Annotated in this window: 18 protein-coding genes; 9 read left to right on the top strand and 9 right to left on the bottom strand. The window is 71.0% G+C overall.

Going from position 1 to position 17,424, the window contains the following annotated elements:
* From AB0H43_RS33100 to AB0H43_RS33090, 3 genes are read right to left on the bottom strand one after another with little or no spacing between them, the layout of a single operon-like run.
* Positions 1–1,785 carry an ABC transporter ATP-binding protein gene (locus AB0H43_RS33100; RefSeq protein WP_360005905.1) on the bottom strand — a complete coding sequence of 595 codons (1,785 nt, stop codon included), beginning with the start codon at positions 1,783–1,785 and terminating at the stop codon, positions 1–3.
* Positions 1,782–3,653 carry an ABC transporter ATP-binding protein gene (locus AB0H43_RS33095; RefSeq protein WP_360005903.1) on the bottom strand — a complete coding sequence of 624 codons (1,872 nt, stop codon included), beginning with the start codon at positions 3,651–3,653 and terminating at the stop codon, positions 1,782–1,784. The genes AB0H43_RS33100 and AB0H43_RS33095 overlap by 4 nt, the downstream gene beginning before the upstream one ends.
* On the bottom strand, positions 3,650–4,561 hold the full coding sequence (locus tag AB0H43_RS33090) for a glycosyltransferase (protein WP_360005901.1): 912 nt from the start codon (positions 4,559–4,561) through the stop codon (positions 3,650–3,652). The genes AB0H43_RS33095 and AB0H43_RS33090 overlap by 4 nt, the downstream gene beginning before the upstream one ends.
* Positions 4,562–4,757: 196 nt before the next feature.
* On the opposite strand from AB0H43_RS33090, the gene AB0H43_RS33085 reads away from it, so the two are divergent.
* The 3 genes from AB0H43_RS33085 (at position 4,758) to AB0H43_RS33075 (ending at position 6,815) form a co-directional block, all read left to right on the top strand.
* Complete coding sequence (locus AB0H43_RS33085) at positions 4,758–5,636, top strand: hypothetical protein (protein WP_360005899.1); 879 nt, start codon at positions 4,758–4,760, stop codon at positions 5,634–5,636.
* Positions 5,637–5,701: 65 nt separating this feature from the next.
* Entirely contained in the window at positions 5,702–5,950 is a 249-nt protein-coding gene (locus tag AB0H43_RS33080) for a nickel-binding protein (protein WP_360005897.1), read from the top strand.
* Between the two features lie 139 nt (positions 5,951–6,089).
* Complete coding sequence (locus AB0H43_RS33075; protein WP_360005895.1) at positions 6,090–6,815, top strand: NAD(P)H-binding protein; 726 nt, start codon at positions 6,090–6,092, stop codon at positions 6,813–6,815.
* A gap of 8 nt (positions 6,816–6,823) precedes the next feature.
* On the opposite strand, the gene AB0H43_RS33070 is transcribed toward AB0H43_RS33075, so the two are convergent.
* Entirely contained in the window at positions 6,824–7,402 is a 579-nt protein-coding gene (locus AB0H43_RS33070; protein WP_360005893.1) for a helix-turn-helix domain-containing protein, read from the bottom strand.
* A gap of 91 nt (positions 7,403–7,493) precedes the next feature.
* On the opposite strand from AB0H43_RS33070, the gene AB0H43_RS33065 reads away from it, so the two are divergent.
* Positions 7,494–8,126: an SDR family oxidoreductase gene (locus AB0H43_RS33065; RefSeq protein ID WP_360005891.1), complete on the top strand. Its 633-nt coding sequence runs from the start codon at positions 7,494–7,496 to the stop codon at positions 8,124–8,126.
* An 83-nt stretch (positions 8,127–8,209) separates the two neighbouring features.
* Here AB0H43_RS33065 and AB0H43_RS33060 read toward each other — a convergent pair whose 3' ends face one another.
* Genes AB0H43_RS33060 through AB0H43_RS33050 form a run of 3 tightly spaced genes read right to left on the bottom strand, consistent with a single transcriptional unit; the run spans position 8,210 to position 10,583 of the window.
* A complete protein-coding gene (locus tag AB0H43_RS33060) occupies positions 8,210–9,274 on the bottom strand; it encodes a hypothetical protein (RefSeq protein ID WP_360005889.1) in 1,065 nt (354 codons plus the stop codon).
* A 51-nt stretch (positions 9,275–9,325) separates the two neighbouring features.
* Complete coding sequence (locus tag AB0H43_RS33055) at positions 9,326–9,985, bottom strand: lysophospholipid acyltransferase family protein (protein ID WP_360005888.1); 660 nt, start codon at positions 9,983–9,985, stop codon at positions 9,326–9,328.
* Position 9,986: 1 nt separating this feature from the next.
* Positions 9,987–10,583, bottom strand: coding sequence for a TetR/AcrR family transcriptional regulator (locus tag AB0H43_RS33050; RefSeq protein WP_360005886.1), 597 nt, complete (start codon positions 10,581–10,583; stop codon positions 9,987–9,989).
* Positions 10,584–10,783: 200 nt separating this feature from the next.
* On the opposite strand from AB0H43_RS33050, the gene AB0H43_RS33045 reads away from it, so the two are divergent.
* The 5 genes from AB0H43_RS33045 (at position 10,784) to AB0H43_RS33025 (ending at position 15,456) form a co-directional block, all read left to right on the top strand.
* The gene (locus tag AB0H43_RS33045; RefSeq protein WP_360005884.1) at positions 10,784–11,758 is read left to right on the top strand and encodes an alpha/beta hydrolase; all 975 of its coding nucleotides are present in this window, start codon (positions 10,784–10,786) and stop codon (positions 11,756–11,758) included.
* Positions 11,759–11,818: 60 nt separating this feature from the next.
* On the top strand, positions 11,819–12,580 hold the full coding sequence (locus tag AB0H43_RS33040) for an SDR family NAD(P)-dependent oxidoreductase (protein ID WP_360005882.1): 762 nt from the start codon (positions 11,819–11,821) through the stop codon (positions 12,578–12,580).
* A 20-nt stretch (positions 12,581–12,600) separates the two neighbouring features.
* On the top strand, positions 12,601–13,506 hold the full coding sequence (locus AB0H43_RS33035) for an alpha/beta hydrolase (RefSeq protein ID WP_360005880.1): 906 nt from the start codon (positions 12,601–12,603) through the stop codon (positions 13,504–13,506).
* A 64-nt stretch (positions 13,507–13,570) separates the two neighbouring features.
* The gene (locus tag AB0H43_RS33030; protein WP_360005878.1) at positions 13,571–14,083 is read left to right on the top strand and encodes a SigE family RNA polymerase sigma factor; all 513 of its coding nucleotides are present in this window, start codon (positions 13,571–13,573) and stop codon (positions 14,081–14,083) included.
* On the top strand, positions 14,080–15,456 hold the full coding sequence (locus AB0H43_RS33025) for a hypothetical protein (protein WP_360005876.1): 1,377 nt from the start codon (positions 14,080–14,082) through the stop codon (positions 15,454–15,456). The genes AB0H43_RS33030 and AB0H43_RS33025 overlap by 4 nt, the downstream gene beginning before the upstream one ends.
* Positions 15,457–15,466: 10 nt before the next feature.
* Here the strand turns inward: AB0H43_RS33025 and AB0H43_RS33020 are convergent, their stop codons facing one another.
* A complete protein-coding gene (locus AB0H43_RS33020; protein ID WP_360005875.1) occupies positions 15,467–17,035 on the bottom strand; it encodes a glycoside hydrolase family 43 protein in 1,569 nt (522 codons plus the stop codon).
* 9 nt (positions 17,036–17,044) lie between these two features.
* Positions 17,045–17,362: a DUF6223 family protein gene (locus tag AB0H43_RS33015; protein ID WP_360005873.1), complete on the bottom strand. Its 318-nt coding sequence runs from the start codon at positions 17,360–17,362 to the stop codon at positions 17,045–17,047.
* Positions 17,363–17,424 lie beyond the last annotated feature (62 nt).

The raw sequence follows: 17,424 nt of genomic DNA, 5'->3' as shown, positions 1-17,424 counted from the left end.
TCAGCTGTAGGCCTGCGCCTGCAGGTCGAACAGCTCCGCGTAGAGACCCCGGTTCGCCATGAGGGTGTCGTGGTCGCCGACCTCGGCCACCTCGCCGTCCCGCACCACGATGATCAGGTCGGCCATGCGTACCGTGGAGAAGCGGTGCGACACGAACAACGTGATCGCCCCCGACTCCCGGGCCACCCGGCCGGCCTGATCGGCGAACCGCTCGAACAGCGCGTGCTCGGCCGCCGGGTCCAGCGCCGACGCCGGCTCGTCGAGCACCAGCAGCAGCGGCCGCGTACGCATCATCGCCCGGCCGAGCGCCAGCCGTTGCCACTGGCCGCCGGACAACTCGGCCCCGTCCGTCCAGCTGCGACCCAGTTGCGTCGCCAAGCCGTCAGGCAGATGATCGATCACCGGGATGGCCTGGGCGCGGTCCAGCGCGTCGAGCAGGTGCTCGTCCGAGCCGAGGTGCGGCAGGTCCCCGACGCCGACGGTATGCCGGGCGTCGAACTCGTAGCGGGCGAAGTCCTGGAAACCGACCGAGATCCGCTGCCGCCAGGTCTGGACCGGGACGTTCGCGAGATCGACGTCGTCCAGCAGCACCTGGCCGGAAGACAGCGGATAGAAGCCACACAGCAGTTTGACGAGAGTCGTCTTGCCCGCCCCGTTCTCCCCGACGATCGCGACCCGCGAGCCGGCCGGCAGCGTGAGGGTGACGTCGCGGAGCGCCGGCCGGTCCGCGCCCGGGTAGCGGAACGACACGTCGCGCAACGTGATGCCACGCGCGAACCGTTCCGGCGGAGCCTCCCGAGCCGGCTCTGCTGATGGTGGCGCGACCTGCTCCCGGAGCGTCCGCAGCCGTTGGTACGCGCTGCCCATCCGCTGCAGCGTCTCCATCAGGCTGACGGCCAGCGCCACCTGCTGGTTCACCTGCACCGCGAGCACGATCACCAGGACGACGTCGCCGATCGAGCCGTGGCCGGCGATCGCCTGGCGGATCACGAGGAGGACGGCGGCGATGTAGGAGACCGCGAACACGAGCTGCCCGACCGTGTGGACCACGGTCGCGAGGAAATGCCCGCGTGCCAAGCCTTTCGTGGCGGCCGACCAGTGCCGCCGGTGCCGGTCCAGGAGTTCCCGGCCGAGCCGGAAGACACGCAACTCCCCGGCGACGGTGACCGAGGTCGACAGGTGGAACAGGTTGAGCGCCACCCGTGTGGACTCGGCGGTGCGCGTACGCGCCCGATCGCGGGACCGCTCGGCCAGCCGTCCGGCGATCAACGGCGGCAGCGCCGCCACCGGCAACAGGAGCAGCAACGGATCGACCCGGACGAGCAGCGCCGCCGTGATGGCCATCGCGACCACCAGTCCGACCCCGTTCATCAGGGCGTCCATGGCGTTCTCGAACTGGCGGCCCTCCTGCCGCAGGACGGTGATCGCGTCGGCCTGCTCGGCCCGCTCGTGGTGCCCGATCCCGGGCGTGCCGTTCGAGACCTCCATGAGCTGGGCGTCGAAGTCCTCCTCGGCCATCTCCGCCAGCTCGAAGTAGGCGATGTGCGCGAAGTGGGAGAAGGTCAGCATCGCGATCGCCAGGACACCGGCGACGGCGCCGGCGGCCGCGGCCGCACCTCCGTCACGGTCGGCCAGCGCGTTGGTCATCCGGCCGAGGGCGTACGCCATGAGCGGTGCGGCGGCCGCGCCGCCCAGCATCAGGACGACTGCGGTGGCCGCCCGCCGGCGATCCAGCCGCCACGCCGTCCGCAGGATGCGCCAGGAGGCCGCCCATGCCTCGATCATGCCGCCACCTCCGTGTCGGTCGGAACTCCGGTCGTGGCGTCCACGAACCGGTCGGCTTGCAGGCTGAACAGGCCGGCGTACCGGCCGTCGAGGGCCATCAGCTCCTCGTGCGTACCCTGCTCCAGCACGGAACCGCCGTCGAGCACCACGATCTGGTCCGCTCGGCGAACCGTGGAGAACCGGTGCGAGATCAGCAGCGTCGTCGCCCCCTGGGTCAGGGCCGCGAACTCGTCGAAGAACTGTGCCTCGGCGCGTACGTCGAGGCTGGCGGTCGGCTCGTCGAGGATCACGACCGTGGTGCCATGGCGCAACGCGAACAGGGCGCGAGCCAGTGCGACGCGCTGCCACTGCCCACCGGACAGGTCGACGCCGCCGGACAGGTGCCGGGCCAGGGGAGTGTCGAGCCCGTTCGGGAGAGCGGCGATCGTGTCACCCAGTCCGATCGCCTCGGCGGCTTGGCGTACGCCGTCCCGGTCGCCCTTGGCGGCGACGGCCCCGAACCCGATGTTGTCGGCGATCGAGGCTTCGAACCGGGCGAACTCCTGGAAGATGACGCCGAGGCGGGCCCGCCACTCGTCGTGGGCGTACGCGCGGATGTCGATCCCGTCGGCGAGGATCGCCCCACCGGTCGGCTCGTAGAGCCGGGCGAGCAGCTTGACGACGGTCGTCTTGCCCGCCCCGTTGAGCCCGACGAGCGCCGTGCACTGTCCGATGGGGATGGTCAAGGTCAGCCCGTCGAGCACCGGAGTCGCCTGCCCCGGATAGTGGAAGGTGACGTTCTCGAAGCGGATCTCCGAGATCGGCGCGGGTGCGGCGCGTACCGCCGCCGGGGGAGCGGCGGCGTCGATCCGGTCGGTGAACCGTTGCAGCGCCTCGTATCCGTACATCCCCACGCAGGTCTGCGAGTCGGCCTCGGCGTAGTACTCCGACAGCCGGAGCGCGCCGAGAATCGACTGGACCACCAGCACGAACTCGGTGAGAGACAGGCCACCGACCGCGGTCGTGCCGAAGGTCGCGAAGACCGCGACCGACACCGCGAGACCCCAGAGCGTCGCCCAGATGAACGGCCAGAGGTAGACCCGCCGGCGCGCGGCCCGCACATCCCGGAGCAACAAGTCGTACGCCTCGCGCAACTGTTGCCGCAGCCAGACGAGCAGCCCGAAGACCCGGATCTCCTTGCCCGCTCCACTGTCGACGGCGAGCCCGCGGACGTAGTCGAGCTTGCGGTGGGCTCCGACGGTGTCGAACCGGACCTTGACGTACTTGCGTAGCCCCCCGCGCTGGCAGTAGCGGAACACGAGCACGGCGGTCACCAGCGCGGCGGCGGCGAGCCAGGAGAACACGACGCCGACGACGATCGCGAAGCCCAGCAGCGCCGTGTAGCGGGCGACGAGCGCGAACAACCCGGGGACCGCCTGGCCGGGACTCTGGAAGCCGAACTCCAGCTGCCGGGCCGCGTTGCGCAGGTCGTCGAGGGTGTCCTGATCCTCCAGCGCGCTGATGCCGGGGCTGCGCAGCGAGGCGGCCATCAGGTCCTCCAGCAGCAGCCCGTCGACCCGGCGCGCGGCCAGTTCCCGCAGCAGCGTCACGATCGGCGCGAGCAGTTGCTGCGCCACGAACGCGGCCGCACCGAGCAGGAACACCTTCAGCAGGCCCGTCCACTCCGCCGACGGCACCCCGGCCTGGACGGCGGCGGGCACGCGGCCGATGACGACGCCCGTGGCCACGACGAACAGCACCGGCAGTACGCCCAGGGCGAGGTTGATCAGCAGAAGTCCGGCCACGAGCCCGGGTCCGGCCCGGCCGGCGAGCCGGACGATCTTCCAGCGTTCGGTGATCCGCTGCGCCAACCAGTTCGTCGGGCTCATCGGGCCGTGACCCGCCTGTCGAACTCGTCGCAGCTCGGCAGGCCGCGGTCGCGGATGACGTCGTTGATGTTGAACGGGTGGACGGCCAGGCTCGCGAACTCGCGGAGCAGTCCGGTGATCGGGGTGTTGTACTTGGCCGCCAGGTACTCGTAGTTCCGCCGCTCGCCCTGCTTCGACTCGCGCTCATGCGGCACGTGCAGGCCCGCCGCGGCTCGGTTGACCGCGAAGTACGCGCCGGCCCGGTGCAACCGGTAGCCGAGGTCCATGTCCTCGCCGCCCCAGGCGTGCAGGCTCTCGTCGAACATTCCCACCTCGCGTAGCAACGCGGTGGGGGCCGAGACGTTGCAGGTCCAGTAGATGGCCCAGGGGGCGGGCTGCCGGCCGAAGTCGTCGCCGTACTTGGCGTAGTACTGATCGCGGATGTCGGGCCACCGCCCGCTCTCCCGGAGCAGGGCGATCGACCGGTCGGCGTCGTCGTAGTCGAGCAGCCGGTCCATCTCGGCGGCGCCCTCGGGATCGGCGTCGATCATGAGGCAGTAGACGTAGCCGACGAGCGCGAGCGGTCCCGGCGCGGCTTCGTGGGAGTCCACATGGGCCTGCAGGCAGCCCGACTCGGGCAGTACGCCACAGTCCAGCAGGACGCAGACGTCGGCGGCGGCCTGCGCGATGCCGAGGTTCCGGGCGGACGAGGCGCCGAAGCCGTCCCGCTTCTCCTGGTGGAAGTAGCGGATGGTGAGCACGTCGGCGAAGCTCTCGGCCACCGCGCGCGTCTGGTCGGTCGATCCGTCGTCGCAGATCAGCACCTCGAACTGATCCGGGGGCAGAGTTTGGCGGGCCAGCGCCCGCAAGGTGAATCGCAGCAGGCGTTCCCGGTTGTAGGTCGGAATGACAACGCTGCACCTCAGCATGGCGGCTCCTGCTTCTCGGGCGGTGCCGACCCGGCGCCTTCGGCGGGCGGCATCGAGCACGGAGCCGAGCGCGGCCCCGCTATAGCTGAGTCGTAGCCAGGCTGGGCGATTTCGACATCCGAACCGCGCAATCTGACGGGGATGCGGAGCGGAACCGGCGGCGCGACGGCGGCGTCCTACCGGAATGAAGCGATCCGTGCTCATGCTCTCGCTGCTGGCGCTGCCGCTGGCGGCGGCAGGGTGCGCGAAACCGATGGCCGACGGCGCGGCGGCTCCGTCGCCGGGCGTCTCGATCAGCCCGCCGGCCCCGGAGAACCTCGTCCGCGACGGCTATCACGGCCGGTTCCAGGTGACGGCGTACGTGTTGGCGAGCGAGCAGCACGGTCCCCAGCTCTGCCGGGCGCTCGCCGAGTCGCTGCCGCCCCAGTGTGGGGGTCCGGAGGTCGTCGGCTGGACGTGGGACGGACTCCAGTACGAGTCGGCGCTCCAGACGAAGTGGGGTGAATATCAGCTCGTCGGCACGTACGAGAACGAGAAGTTCACGCTGACCGAGCCGCCGCGGCCACCCGTCCGGGAGACCCCGCCCACCGGCCCCGCCGCCTTCCCGACGCTGTGCGCGCCGCCCGCCGGGGGCTGGAAGGTCGTCGACCCGGCCAAGGTGTCGAGCGATGCGATGGAGGCCGCGATCGCCGTCGCGCAGAAGTCACCGGACTATGCCGGATTGTGGATCGACGAGGCGAACGCCACTGCCGACCCGACCCCCCACAACGATCCGGGCCGGTTGATCGTCAACGTGCGGTTCACCAAGAACCTCGCCGAGCACGAGCACGAGCTCCGTGAGCAGTTCGGGGGCAAGCTGTGCGTGCTGCCGGCCCGGCACACGGAGAAGGAGCTGCTGGCGATTCAGGACCAGATCGTCGCAACGCCGGGTGTGACCGCGAGCAGCCCGGATCCGGTCACTGAGACCATCAACGTCCGGTTGTTCCTGGCCACCGAGGCGCAGCAGCGCGACTTCGACGCCCGGTACGGCGTCGGGCTGATTGTGCTGAAAGGCGAGCTCAAACCCCTCGACTGAGCGCATGCTGAAGGCGAAGGCGAAATCCTGCGGCAGTCGCCGCACATCCGAGAAGGGGGAGACGGATGCCCACGTTCATGGACGTTCATGAGGGGTTCGTCAACGCCACGGGGGAAGACTTTCGTAAGGCGCATCAGGCCGACCTCGCGATCGAGGCCGACGAGATGGTCCACTTCGAGAAGGCGTGGCTGGATCCCGTGTCCGGCAAGGCGTTCTGCCTGTCGACCGGGCCGGACAAGGAATCGGTGATGCGGGTGCACGAGAAGGCCGGTCACGCCACCGCGGAGATCTACGAGGTGTCGATCGAGGTTTAGGACGAGGTCTGACCACCAGGCCGGTGTCGGATCGGCGGACAGGTCCTCCGGAAGAAATTCCGGAGGACCTGTCACATTCGCGCGCCACGTCTCGTCAGTGGGTTGACGACACGATGAGCGAAGCAGACAGGAGCCGATCATGACGACGATTCTGGTCACCGGGGGTACGGGAACGCTGGGCCGCCAGGTGGTGCCCCGGCTGCGGGAGACCGGGGCGAAGGTGCGGGTGCTGAGCCGGAACGCGGCCCACGGCGACGTGGTCGCCGACCTGATCACCGGTGAGGGAGTGGCGGCGGCCGTCGACGGGGCGGACATCGTCCTGCACCTGGCCGGCGGGCAGAAGGGCGACGACGTGGCCACGCGCAACCTGGTCGCGGCGGCGCGGGAGGCGGGCGTACGCCATCTGGTCTACATCTCGGTGATCGGGGTGGGCCGGGTGCCGCTGGCCTGGCTGCGGATGAAGGAGGCGGCCGAGCAGGCGGTCGCGGAGTCGGGCGTACCGTGGACGACTTTGCGCGCCGCCCAGTTCCACGACCTCGTCCGCAAGACGCTGGCGGGCATGACGAAGTCGCCGATCGTGCCGGTGCCGGGCGGGCTGCGCTTCGAGCCGGTGGACGCCCGCGACGTGGCCGACCGCCTCGTGGAACTGGCCCTCGGCGAGCCGGCCGGACTCGTGCCGGACCTGGCCGGGCCGAAGGTCTACGACATGCGGGACCTGATCACCGGGCATCTGCGGGCGACCGGGAAGCGGCGGCTGCTGCTGCCGGTGCGGATCCCCGGCGCGGCCGGGAAGGCGTACCGGAGCGGGGGCAACCTGGCCCTCGCCGGCGCCGATCACGGTACGCGCACCTGGGAGGAGTTCTGAGCCGCCGCTCAGCCGAGTCCGGGCAGCAGGGTTCGCACGTATCGCTCCGCGGCGGCCCGATCGACCGGGCGTCCCTGGTAGTGGCAGAGGAAGGCGTGCTGGAAGCAGCAGCCCATGAGCAGGTCGGCCGCGGCGGCCACGTCGGCGTCGGCGCGTACGCGGCCCGCCTGCTGCTCGCCCGAGAGGTAACCGGCGACGACCTGGTTCACCTTGTGCGGGCCGGCGCCCTTCTGGCTCAGCCGCGCGCGGTGCGTCTCGAACACCCGGCGTTCGGCGAAGATCGAGCCCAGCAGCGGAAAGTTCTCGTGGTAGAACGCCATAGCCGCGGTCGCGATGGCGATCAGGTTGCCCTCGACCGTCCCGCTGCCGGGCTTGGCGGCCAGCGCGGCGTGCAGGGGTGGAAAGCCGGGCGACCGCTCCTGCAGGACGCCGAGGAAGATCTCCTCCTTGTCGGCGAAGTGCTTGTAGAGCGCGGCTTCGGAGAACCCGGCCTCCTGGGCGATCGCCTTGGTGGTGGCCTTGCCGAGGCCGCGCTCGCGGATCACGGTCAGCGCCGCGTCGAGGATCACGTCCCGGGTCTGGGCCACGGCGCCTCCTAGGGAATCGGGTTTGACAGGTGAGTGTTCACTAACCATCATAGTGGTTAGTAAGTGCTCACTAACCAGCTGGGGAGAAGCCATGAAAATCACCGTGTTCGGCGCCACCGGGCGGATCGGTCAGGAACTCGTGAAGCGGGCGCTGGTCGAGGGACACCAGGTCACGGCGGTCGTCCGGGACCCGAGCCGGCTGCCCATCCGAGGCGACCGGCTGGACACCGTGGTCGCCGACGTCTTCGACGGCGAGGCGATCGCGCCCGCGATCAAGGGGCGGGACGCCGTCCTCTCGGCGGTCGGCCCGCGTCCGGGCGGTCCCACCACCGTGTGCAGCGACGCCGCCGCCGCGTTCCGCTGGGCGATGCGAGAGACCGGCGTACGCCGTCTGATCGTCGTCTCGGCGTCCGGCCCCTATGTGGACAGTGGGGACGATCCGCTGACCCGGTACGCCGTCAAGCCGATCCTGCGCCGGCTGCTGCGTGAAGGTTGGGCCGATCTCGTGCGCGCGGAGGAGGTCGTGCGGGCCGGCGGACTGGACTGGACGATTCTGCGGCCGTCCCGGTTGACCGACAAGCCCGCCACCGGCCGCGTACGCCGCCGGCTCGACCGGAATCTGCCGCTCGGCATGTTCACGCCGCGAGCCGAGGTCGCGGCGGAGATGCTGCGAGTGCTCCGAGACCCGACCACCTTCGGGCATTCCATCGCGCTCGCCCGCTGAGTGCTCGCCCGCTGAGCGCTGGTCGTGAGGTGCTCGCCGTGAGGTGCGTGCACGGCCCCTGGGCGCCGTGCACGCACCGACGATCAGAGGATCGAGCTGGCGCTGACCAGGAATCCGTTACTGGACGGCGCACCGGCCGAGGTGAAGCAGTTGACGTCGCGGACGACGATGTCCGGTCCGGGGCCGAAGTTGCCCCAGAAGGTGTTCAGCCCGCAGAAGTCCGGCGTCGGCCCGTACGCGGTGACCTGCACGGTGTTCGGCGTGAACCCGATCCGCGGGAGGGTCACCAGGGACAGCCCGGCCCCGGCCGAGACGATCGTGTTCGCGCTCAGCCCGGCGATCGAGTTGAAGTTCGTCGTCGGCGGGCCGACCGGCGGCATGTTCAGCACGTACCCGAAGTACTTCGGCGGGATGGACGCGCCGTAGAGCGAGACCTTGTACTGGTACGTCACGGTGAACGCCGTGTTCATGAAGGCGCCGGCCGCGTTGAAGCAGTAGACCAGCACGTCCTGGCCGGCCGCGGTGGACGACCACTTGGCGATCTTGCAGCGGGCGCCGGTGCCGGAGTTGACGGCGGTCGCCTGGAGACTGCCGTCGAGCGGGCCCCCGGTGACCAGGCCGGGGAACTTGACGAAGTACTGCCCGACGGGTCCCGGGGTCACCGTGTTCGCCGCCCCCGACGAGTTGTACTGATTGAGCACCGTGCCCGTGGCGCTGCTGAAGGCGTACCCATAGGGTCCGAACGCCCCGAGGCCCGACGAGCTGGTGAAGAACGCGCTGAAGCTGGTGGGGTCGAGGAACCCGCCCGCCTTGTAGCAGCGCAGGATGACGATCTCGTCGGCGGCCGAGACGCCCCACGCCTCGACCTGGCACCAGTGCGGCACCGTATTGATGGCCGTAACGTGGACGACGCCGCCGGCCGCCGCCTGGCCGGGGAAGACCACCTGGTAGCGACCTGCCGGGGCGAGCGGGATGACGGTCGTGGCGGCCGGCCAGGTGCCCGACGCGACGGTGCTGGCGCCGGGAGCGTTGTAGAGCACCCAGCCCTTGCGGTCGGGGACCGCGGCCTGGCTCGGCGCGGTGCTGACGGTGACGAGTGCGAGCGTGGCGGCCACGGTGGCGGCCAGCCGGAACAGTGTGCGCTTCATGAAAGCACATCTATATAAAAGACAGATGTGCGTCAATGTAGATGTCGCGATTCAGTCTGTCGGCAGGTACGCCGGCACGCGCTCCTGACCGGACAGCTTCGCGATCGCGTCCATGATGTCGTCGGTGACCGAGCGCCGAGCCTGGTTCGCGGTCCTGCCCTCGGAGCCGTCGAAGTAGAGCGGCTGCCCGAATCGGACGGTGACCCGGCCGAACCGGGGAATCCGCGCGCCGACCGGCAGGATGCGCGCGGTGCCGAGGACCGCCACCGGCACGACCGGCGCGCCGGTCTCGAGCGCCAGCCACGCGACCCCGGTACGCCCACGGTAGAGCCGTCCGTCGCGCGACCGGCTGCCCTCGGGATGGATGCCGAAGGCGCCGCCCTTGGCGAGGAGCGCGCGGGCGGCGTCGAGCGAGCCGAGCGCGGCGCGGGACTGCGTCCGGCTGACGGGGATCGCGTCGATCCCGAGCATCACGTTGCGCAGGAGCCGGCCGGTGACGCCGGGGCGTTCGTAGTACTCGCTCTTGGCCATGAACGACACCCGCCGCGGCGACAACGGCGAGATCAGGAAGCTGTCCAAGGCCGAGACGTGGTTGACCGCGAAGATCACCGGGCCGCGGCGCGGCACGTTCTCCCGGCCCTCCACGGTCGGCCAGAACGCGAGCCGGAGCAGGGCGGTCGCGACGGGGCGTACGGCGGATTGCAGCAGCATCTCAGGCTCCCGTCCGAACTTCGCCGCGTTCGGCGCTGGAGTCGGTCCGGCCCAGGTGCGCGTCGATCGCCGTACGCAGCAACCCGTCGACGTCGTCGGAGCCGGCGGCCAGCTCGAGGCTGCCCCACAGATGCAGCTGGGCGATGCCCTGGAGGTTGGCCCAGAGCGCGGCCGCCCGTCGCCGGGCCGGTTGGGCGCCCGCCCGCTCGGCGAGACGGACGAGGACGTCGAAGAGGGCGAGGCTGTCCTGCCGCAGCCCGATCTCGTTGCCCCGCAGCAGGTCGTGCCGGAACATCAGCTCGAACATGCCACGATCGGACTCGGCGAAGGCCACGTAGACCCGGCCGATCTGAAACAGCTGCTCCGCTGGGTCCCCGCCAGCTGCGGCAACAGTGCTGATCCGGCGGTCGAACTCCCGATAGCCCTCGCGGGCGATCGCGCCGAGCAGCCGCTGGTGAGTCGGAAAGTAGCGCCGGGGAGCACCGTGGGAGACTCCGGCCCGGCGGGCGATCTCTCGCAAGGAGAGCGCCTCGACTCCCTCCTGACGCAGCAGCGCCACGCCGGCCTGGACCAGCCGATCCGGCAGGTTGTCATGCATAGACACTGTCTACCACGGGAGCGTAGACAGTGTCTACTTGGCGTCGGGAGGCCGCTGATGATGGGCGCGGGTCACCTGATGATGGGAGCGGGTCACCGTCCCTCGATCGTGGACGGTCTGCGCTCAGTCGTGACACATTCGGTGCCTTTGTAGGGTATTCCCGGAAGCGCGGAGTGGGTGTCCGGGCATACCGTGGACGGATGAACACGCTGGCAGACGCGGAGGGGCGCGTCGCCGTCGCCTGCGGTGTGACCCCTGTCGGATACCTCGTCGAGATACCCGGTTTCGGCGGCCGGACCCGCGTGCTGGAGTCCGGATCGGGGCCGGCCGTGCTGCTCCTGCACGACCTCGGCACGGCGGCCTCGGTGTGGCTGCCGCTCATGGCCCGGCTCGACGGGCATCGGGTGCTCGCCGTCGACCTGCCCGGCTTCGGCCAGGCCGACCCGACGGATTACCGCACCGTCTCCTACCTGCGCGGGTTCGCCGTCGGCTTCGTGCACGGCGTGGTTTCCGCGCTGGGGCTCGACGCCGTCGCCCTCGCGGGGAACGGTGTGGGCGGACTGTGGGCGCTGTGGACCGCCGCCGACCGGGCGGAGTGCGTACGCGCGATCGCGTTGCTCGGCGCCCCCGCGGGCACCGCCGGGACGCCGGTGCTGACCCGGCGGAAGCTCACCGGCTGGCCGCTGATCGGTCGCCGGAACGGGGTGTCCCGAGACATGTGGACCCGGCTCGGGCATACCGCGGATCGGCTACCGGACGGCTGGGCCGAGCTGGCCGAGGCGGTAGCCGCCCAACCCGAGTACGAGACCGCGTTCAGGACCCTGTCCCGGGCGACGAGCGGCAGCGGCGGCTTCGGCGCGACCGACCTCGGGCGGCTGGCTCAACCGATCTGCCTGCTGTTGGGCGAACGTGACCCGCTGGCGCGGCTGGAAACGCTCGGCACGATCGCCGACGTGATCAGCGGACCGGCGATCTACGCAGGCGCCGCCGGTCACCTGCCCTGGCTGGACAACGAGCAGGGCGCCGCCGACGTCCTGGGGGCATTCCTCGCCGAGACCGACAGCGCTCCCGCGCTCGGGCGGGCCGATCGAGCGGCGAAGGCCTGGCCGGTTCCCGCACCGAGGTCGGCGTCGACCGCTCCGGTCGCGGACCCGGGTGCGTCGGCCCCGCGTTAGCGCACAACTGGGCCGCGCGTCGCCGCCGCTTCGGGTAGAACCGAGGGCGGAGGTGGTGACATGTACGAGGATCTACGCGACCGGGTCGTTCTCGTCACGGGCAGCTCACGAGGCATCGGTGCGGCCGTGGCGGTCGCGTTCGCCGAGGTGGGCGCGCGAGTCGTGGTGCACGGGCGCGACGAGGTCGCGCTGGACGGCGTACGCCGCCGGGTCGAGGCGGCCGGTGCTTCCGCGTTGGCGGTGACCGGTGACGTCACCCGATCGGCCGATCTGGCCGCCATGCGGGACCGGATCACCGCCGAGTTCGGCGCGGTCGACGTGCTCGTCACCAGCGCCGGGAGCAGCTCCAGCCGCCCGATGCCGATCGAGGAGATCGACGAGGAGGACTGGCGTGCCGACGTCGAACGTAATCTCACCTCGACGTTCCTGACGGTCAAGTGCTTCCTGCCGGGCATGAAGAGCCGAGGGTCCGGGGTCATCCTCACGTTGTCGTCGGCCGCCGGACGGCGCGCGAGCGCGCGCACCCTGGTCGCGTACGGGGCGGCGAAGGCGGGCGTGCAGATCTTCACGCAGGACCTGGCGGCGCAGGTGGGGCCGGCCGGAATCCGGGCCAACTGCATCGCCCCCGAGACGATCCTGACCGAGACCAACGAGAAGTGGATCCAGGGCGAGCAGCGGCAGCAGCTCATCGACATGCATCCGATCCGCCGGCTGGGCACGGTGGACGATGTGTCGCGCGCGGCGTTGTTCCTCGCCTCCGAGGAGTCCGGCTGGATCAGCGGGGTGGTGCTCGACATCGCCGGCGGCGCGACCCTCGTCTGAAATCCGGCTAGGGTCGGACCATGGGGGAGAAGCTGATCACCGTCGGTGACGTTCAGCTGTGCGTCGAGGAGTTCGGCGACCCGGCCGACCCGTCGATTCTGCTCATCGGCGGCGCGTCCAGCTCGATGGACTGGTGGGACGACGAGTTCTGCCGCCGGCTGTCCGTGGACGAGGAAGGCCGGCTTTCGGGGGACGAGGCGGACGGCCAAGGCGGACGGCACGTCATCCGGTACGACCATCGCGACACCGGGCGGTCGGTGGCGTACCCGGTGGGCAAGCCCGGCTACACCAGCCAGGACCTGCTGGAAGACGCCTCGGCGCTGATCGATCTGCTGGCCGGCGGTCGGGCGCATGTCGTCGGGGTGTCGATGGGCGGCGGGCTCGCCCAGGATCTCGTCCTCCGTCACCCGGCCCAGGTGGCCTCGCTGACGCTGATCTCCACCAGCCCCATCGCCCGGCGCGATCCGCGCGTGCCGCTGCCGCCGATGGCGGCGCGGTTGAGCGGGGTCTCGCTGCCGGACCCGGACTGGTCGGACCGGGCGTCCGTAGTGGAGTACTTCCTGGCGCAGGAGGAGTTGTACGCCGGGCCGGCGTCGTTCGACACCGAGCACACCCGCCGGGTCGCCGGACGGGTCTTCGATCGGACGGCCGATCTGGAGGCGAGCGCCAAGAACCACTGGATCGTGATCGCCGCCGAGGACGAGGACGACGATGTGCGTCGCGACCTGGGCACGGTGACGGCACCGACGCTGGTCGTCCACGGCGGTGCCGACCCTATGTTCCCGGTCGAGCACGGCGCCGCGCTCGCGGCGGAGATCCCAGGTGCGACGCTGCTCGTCCTCGACGGGGTCGGCCATCAGGTCCCACCGCCGGCCACCTGGGATGTCGTGGTACCGGCGATCCGCCGGCACACCGCCGGGAAATGATCCGGGCCGCGGCCACAACCGGGGACCGCGGTGCCTCAGTCTGACTCTTGACGGAGGGAGTCGGATGCGGGAGGACGACGAACGCGGGTACGCGCAGTTCGTGCAGGCCCGGGTGCCGGCGCTGCAGCGGACTGCGTACCACCTGTGCGGCGACTGGCACGAGGCGCACGATCTGGTGCAGGCCGCGCTCATCCGCCTGTACCGGCACTGGCGCCGGGTCAGCGCGGCCGACTCGCCCGACGCGTACGTCCGCCGGACGCTGGTGAACGTCTTCCTGGACCAGCGCCGCGGCTGGTGGTCCCGGCACGTGCGGCCGTTCGGCGACCCGCCGGAGCCGTCCGCCGGGGATCCCGGGCCGGATCTGGCCGTGGACCTCACGGTCGATCTTCGGGCCGCGCTCGCCCGTTTGTCGCCCGGCCAGCGCGCGGTGCTCGTGTTGCGTTACTGGGAGGGGCTCGACGTGGCCGAGACCGCCGCCACCCTGGGGTGTTCGCTGGGCACGGTCAAGAGTCAGACGTCGTACGCGATCACGGCGTTGCGCCGGCTCCTCCCCGAGTACGCGAAGGAGACCCGGTGAACGACCTGCAGCTCACCACCCTGTTCGCCGAGTCGGATCTGAGCGGGCAGCCCGACCTGCCGCCGGATTACCTGCCGGCGTTGCTGATCCGGGCTCGCCGGTCGGTCCGGCAGCGGCGCTTGGTGACGGTGCTCGCAGCCGCGGCCGTCGTCCTGATCGCGCTCGGGCTGACCGCCGTCATCCGTCCACATGCGACTGGTTTGCCGCCCGCCGATCGCCACCCCGGTACGCCGACCATCCCCGACCGCGTCGCGCCCTACTCGCTGCTGACCGGCGAGGTCGCGGCGAGCCCGCCCGGCCGGGCGCTCATGATCTACGAGTACGGCAGCGGGGAGCTGTTCAACGAGTGGCAGTCGCTGGTCCTGAGCGCCGACGGCGACGTCTATCGGCAGCTCGGCGCGGTCGCGAAGCGTCGCCAGTGGCTGCTGTCGCCGGACGGCCGCACGGTGATCCTCGCCGAGGACGCGCGGGTCACCACCGCACTGACGCTGCTGGACCTCACCACCGGCAAGGCACGCCAGGTGCCGTTGGCGCAGGCGATGGGCGTCGTGCTGCTGGCGGTCTCGCCGGACGGACGGCAGGTGGCGTACTCGTCGGCGCCGTTGCCGGAGGACATGAGCGCGGGGAACAGCATCGAGTTTCAGAACGCCCAGCTCGGCACGTTGTCCGTCGTAGACCTGACGACTGGCGCGGTCACCGCGGTGCCGGGCTACCAGCCCGTGGTGGCCGCCTCGTTCTCGCCCGACGGCCGACGGCTCGCGATCCAGGCCAAGCGGAAGATCTCGATCATCACCCTGGGCGGCGGTTCGGCGGTCCCGGTCGACCTCCCCGGCGAATGGGGGATGGCACCGCAGAATGCGTGGTCACCGGACGGCACTCGGCTGGCCACCACCACATGGCGGACCGATTCGTGGCAGACGCTCGACGGCGGCACGGCGAGCGCGTACGTGGTGGACTCCTGGTACGGCTACGGCCTCGTCGACCTTGCCACCGGCACGCATCGGCAGCTCAACGCCAGCACCGACACCTTCCTCGGCTGGCGCGACCGTGATCACGCGATCGTCTTCGCGCCGAGCGGGCTGGACAACGGGGACGACGAGATCGCCGAGGTCGCCCTCGACGGCGGAGCGCGTACGCGCCTGACCGGGTTCGACACCGGGAAGACCTGCGAGCTGGGTACGCAGACCTGCCAGACGCTTCGGCTGACGGTCGCCGCCGGGCTGCTGCCCGACCTGGCGACCCGCCCCGCCGGTGATCCCGATCGGGGTCCGTGGCCGACCTGGGTCTGGCTTGCCGTCGGCGTACCGCTGCTCGCGGTCGCCCTCGTCGCCGCGTTGGTCGTGCGGCGGCTCCGGCGGCGGCCAGCGCGCTGAGGCGGGCCGATCACACGTCCACTGTGTACGCACTCCGGTCGAAGTCGGCGGGGTGGCCGTGCCCGGTCAGGTCCCAGACCCAGAGCCCGGCGAACGCCCCGGTGAAGCCGAGCGACCGGATCTGGTCGCCGTCGAACTCGACCACGTGTTCGTCGGAGACCACGGTCGCGTCGAGCGCCGGGCCGATGCGGAGCCATTCCGTCGTGGTGGCGTACCAGCAGGTCAGCTCGGCGTCGTCGAAGCGCAGCCGGAGCCGGACCGGCTCGATCCCGGGTACGCCGACCGTCTCGGGGTGGACGACGAGCCGGCCCTGATCACGGGTGGCGACCCGGAGTACGCGGTCGCCGTGGTCGTCGGCGGTCAGGTAGAGGAAGTGCCAGTTGCGGGTGTTGTAGTACGCGGTGACTCCCGCGAGCTGCTGAAACGCCGTCGGCCGGAAGTCCACGTCGGCCTCGAAGGTGGCCTTGGGTTCGGTGACACGGCGAGCGACCAGGCTCGGCCCGACGAGACTCTGCGGCGACCGGCCGCCGCGGATACGCAGGTGTGAGGGCCGTTCGGTCAGCGACAGCCAGCTCGGGTCGGGCAGCCGCCGCAAGGTCGACCACTGTGGACTCAGCTGGTCGGCGTCGAAGTCGTCGAGGTCATCGGCTGGTGGCGTGGCCTCCCCGGCTAGCGGCGGCAGACCGCCAGGCACGACAGGCCAGTCGTCGGCGGTCCATTCCACGTGGGCGAGCGCCGTCTCGCGACCGAGGACACACGGGCCGTGCTCTCCGATGGGCCGGGCGACCAGGTACGCCAGCCACCACTCGCCGTCGGCCGTTTCGACGAGGCTGCCGTGCCCGGCCTTCTGCAACGGCCAGTCCGGGCGGTGCTTCGCCGTCAGCAGCGGGCTGTTCGGATCGCGTTCGTAGGGGCCGGTCAGCGTACGCGACCGGGCGACGGTGACCTGGTGCTCCCAGCTGGTGCCGCCGTCGGCTGTGATCAGGTAGTACCAATCTCCGCGCCGGTACAGGTTCGGCCCCTCGATCCAGCCCGCTTTCGGCGGGAGCTGGATGCGTTGCGGCGTACCGACGAGGCGATGGGTGGCTCGGTCGTAGCGGGTCGCCTCCAGTCCGGCTGAGCCGCCGTACCCGGGTCGCCAGTCGTGCACGAGATTGACGAGCCAGCTTTCCTCGCCGTCGTGGAACAGCGACGCGTCGAAGCCACGGGCGTGCAGCAGCACGGGCTCCGACCACGGCCCCGTGATCGCGGGCGCGGTGACGACGTAGTTCGGGCCGTCGCTGAAGCCGCCCGCGTACGCGGAGATGTTGCTGTAGACGAGATGGAACAGGCCGTCGGCGTAGCTGAGGCTCGGCGCCCAGACGCCGCCGGAGTCTGGGCAGCCGGCGAGGTCCAGCAGCCGGGCCTCGTCGAGGATGCCGCCGAGCGTCTGCCAGTGCACGAGGTCGCGCGAGTGATGGACGCGCACGCCCGGATACCACTCGAACGTCGACGTGGCGATGTAGTAGTCGTCGCCCACCCGGAGGATCGACGGGTCGGGGTTCGACCCGGGCAGCACTGGATTGGTTGATCTCGGCACGCGCCGAGCCTAGCGGGCGCGCGACAACGCCAGTCCGCCGAGCACCGTGGCGATCAGGCCGATCGCGAGCGCGGCCCAGCCGCCCACGACGCCGTATCCGGTGCCCGGCCCGCCCTTGGCGAGACCGACCACGAACCCGCCGACCACCAGGCCCGCGAGACCGGTGCCGAGCGCGAAGGTCGCCCGGCGGCGGGCTGCGGCCGGGCGGATCAGCGCCAGTGCGCCCAGCACCGCGCCGGCCAACGCCAGGAGCGCGGCCACGGTGCCGAAGAGTCGTCCGGTCGTCAAGGTGTACGCCGCTACGGCGGCCGTCGTCGAAGTGTCCATGTCTGGAGCGTCCCGCCGCGGCGGGTTCCCGTCGTCCGGCGTACGCAGGAGGGCTGGCTTGC

The organism is Hamadaea sp. NPDC050747 (assembly GCF_040654195.1).
Taxonomy (GTDB): Bacteria; Actinomycetota; Actinomycetes; order Mycobacteriales; family Micromonosporaceae; genus Hamadaea.
This window is presented reverse-complemented; position numbering and strand designations above follow the sequence as displayed.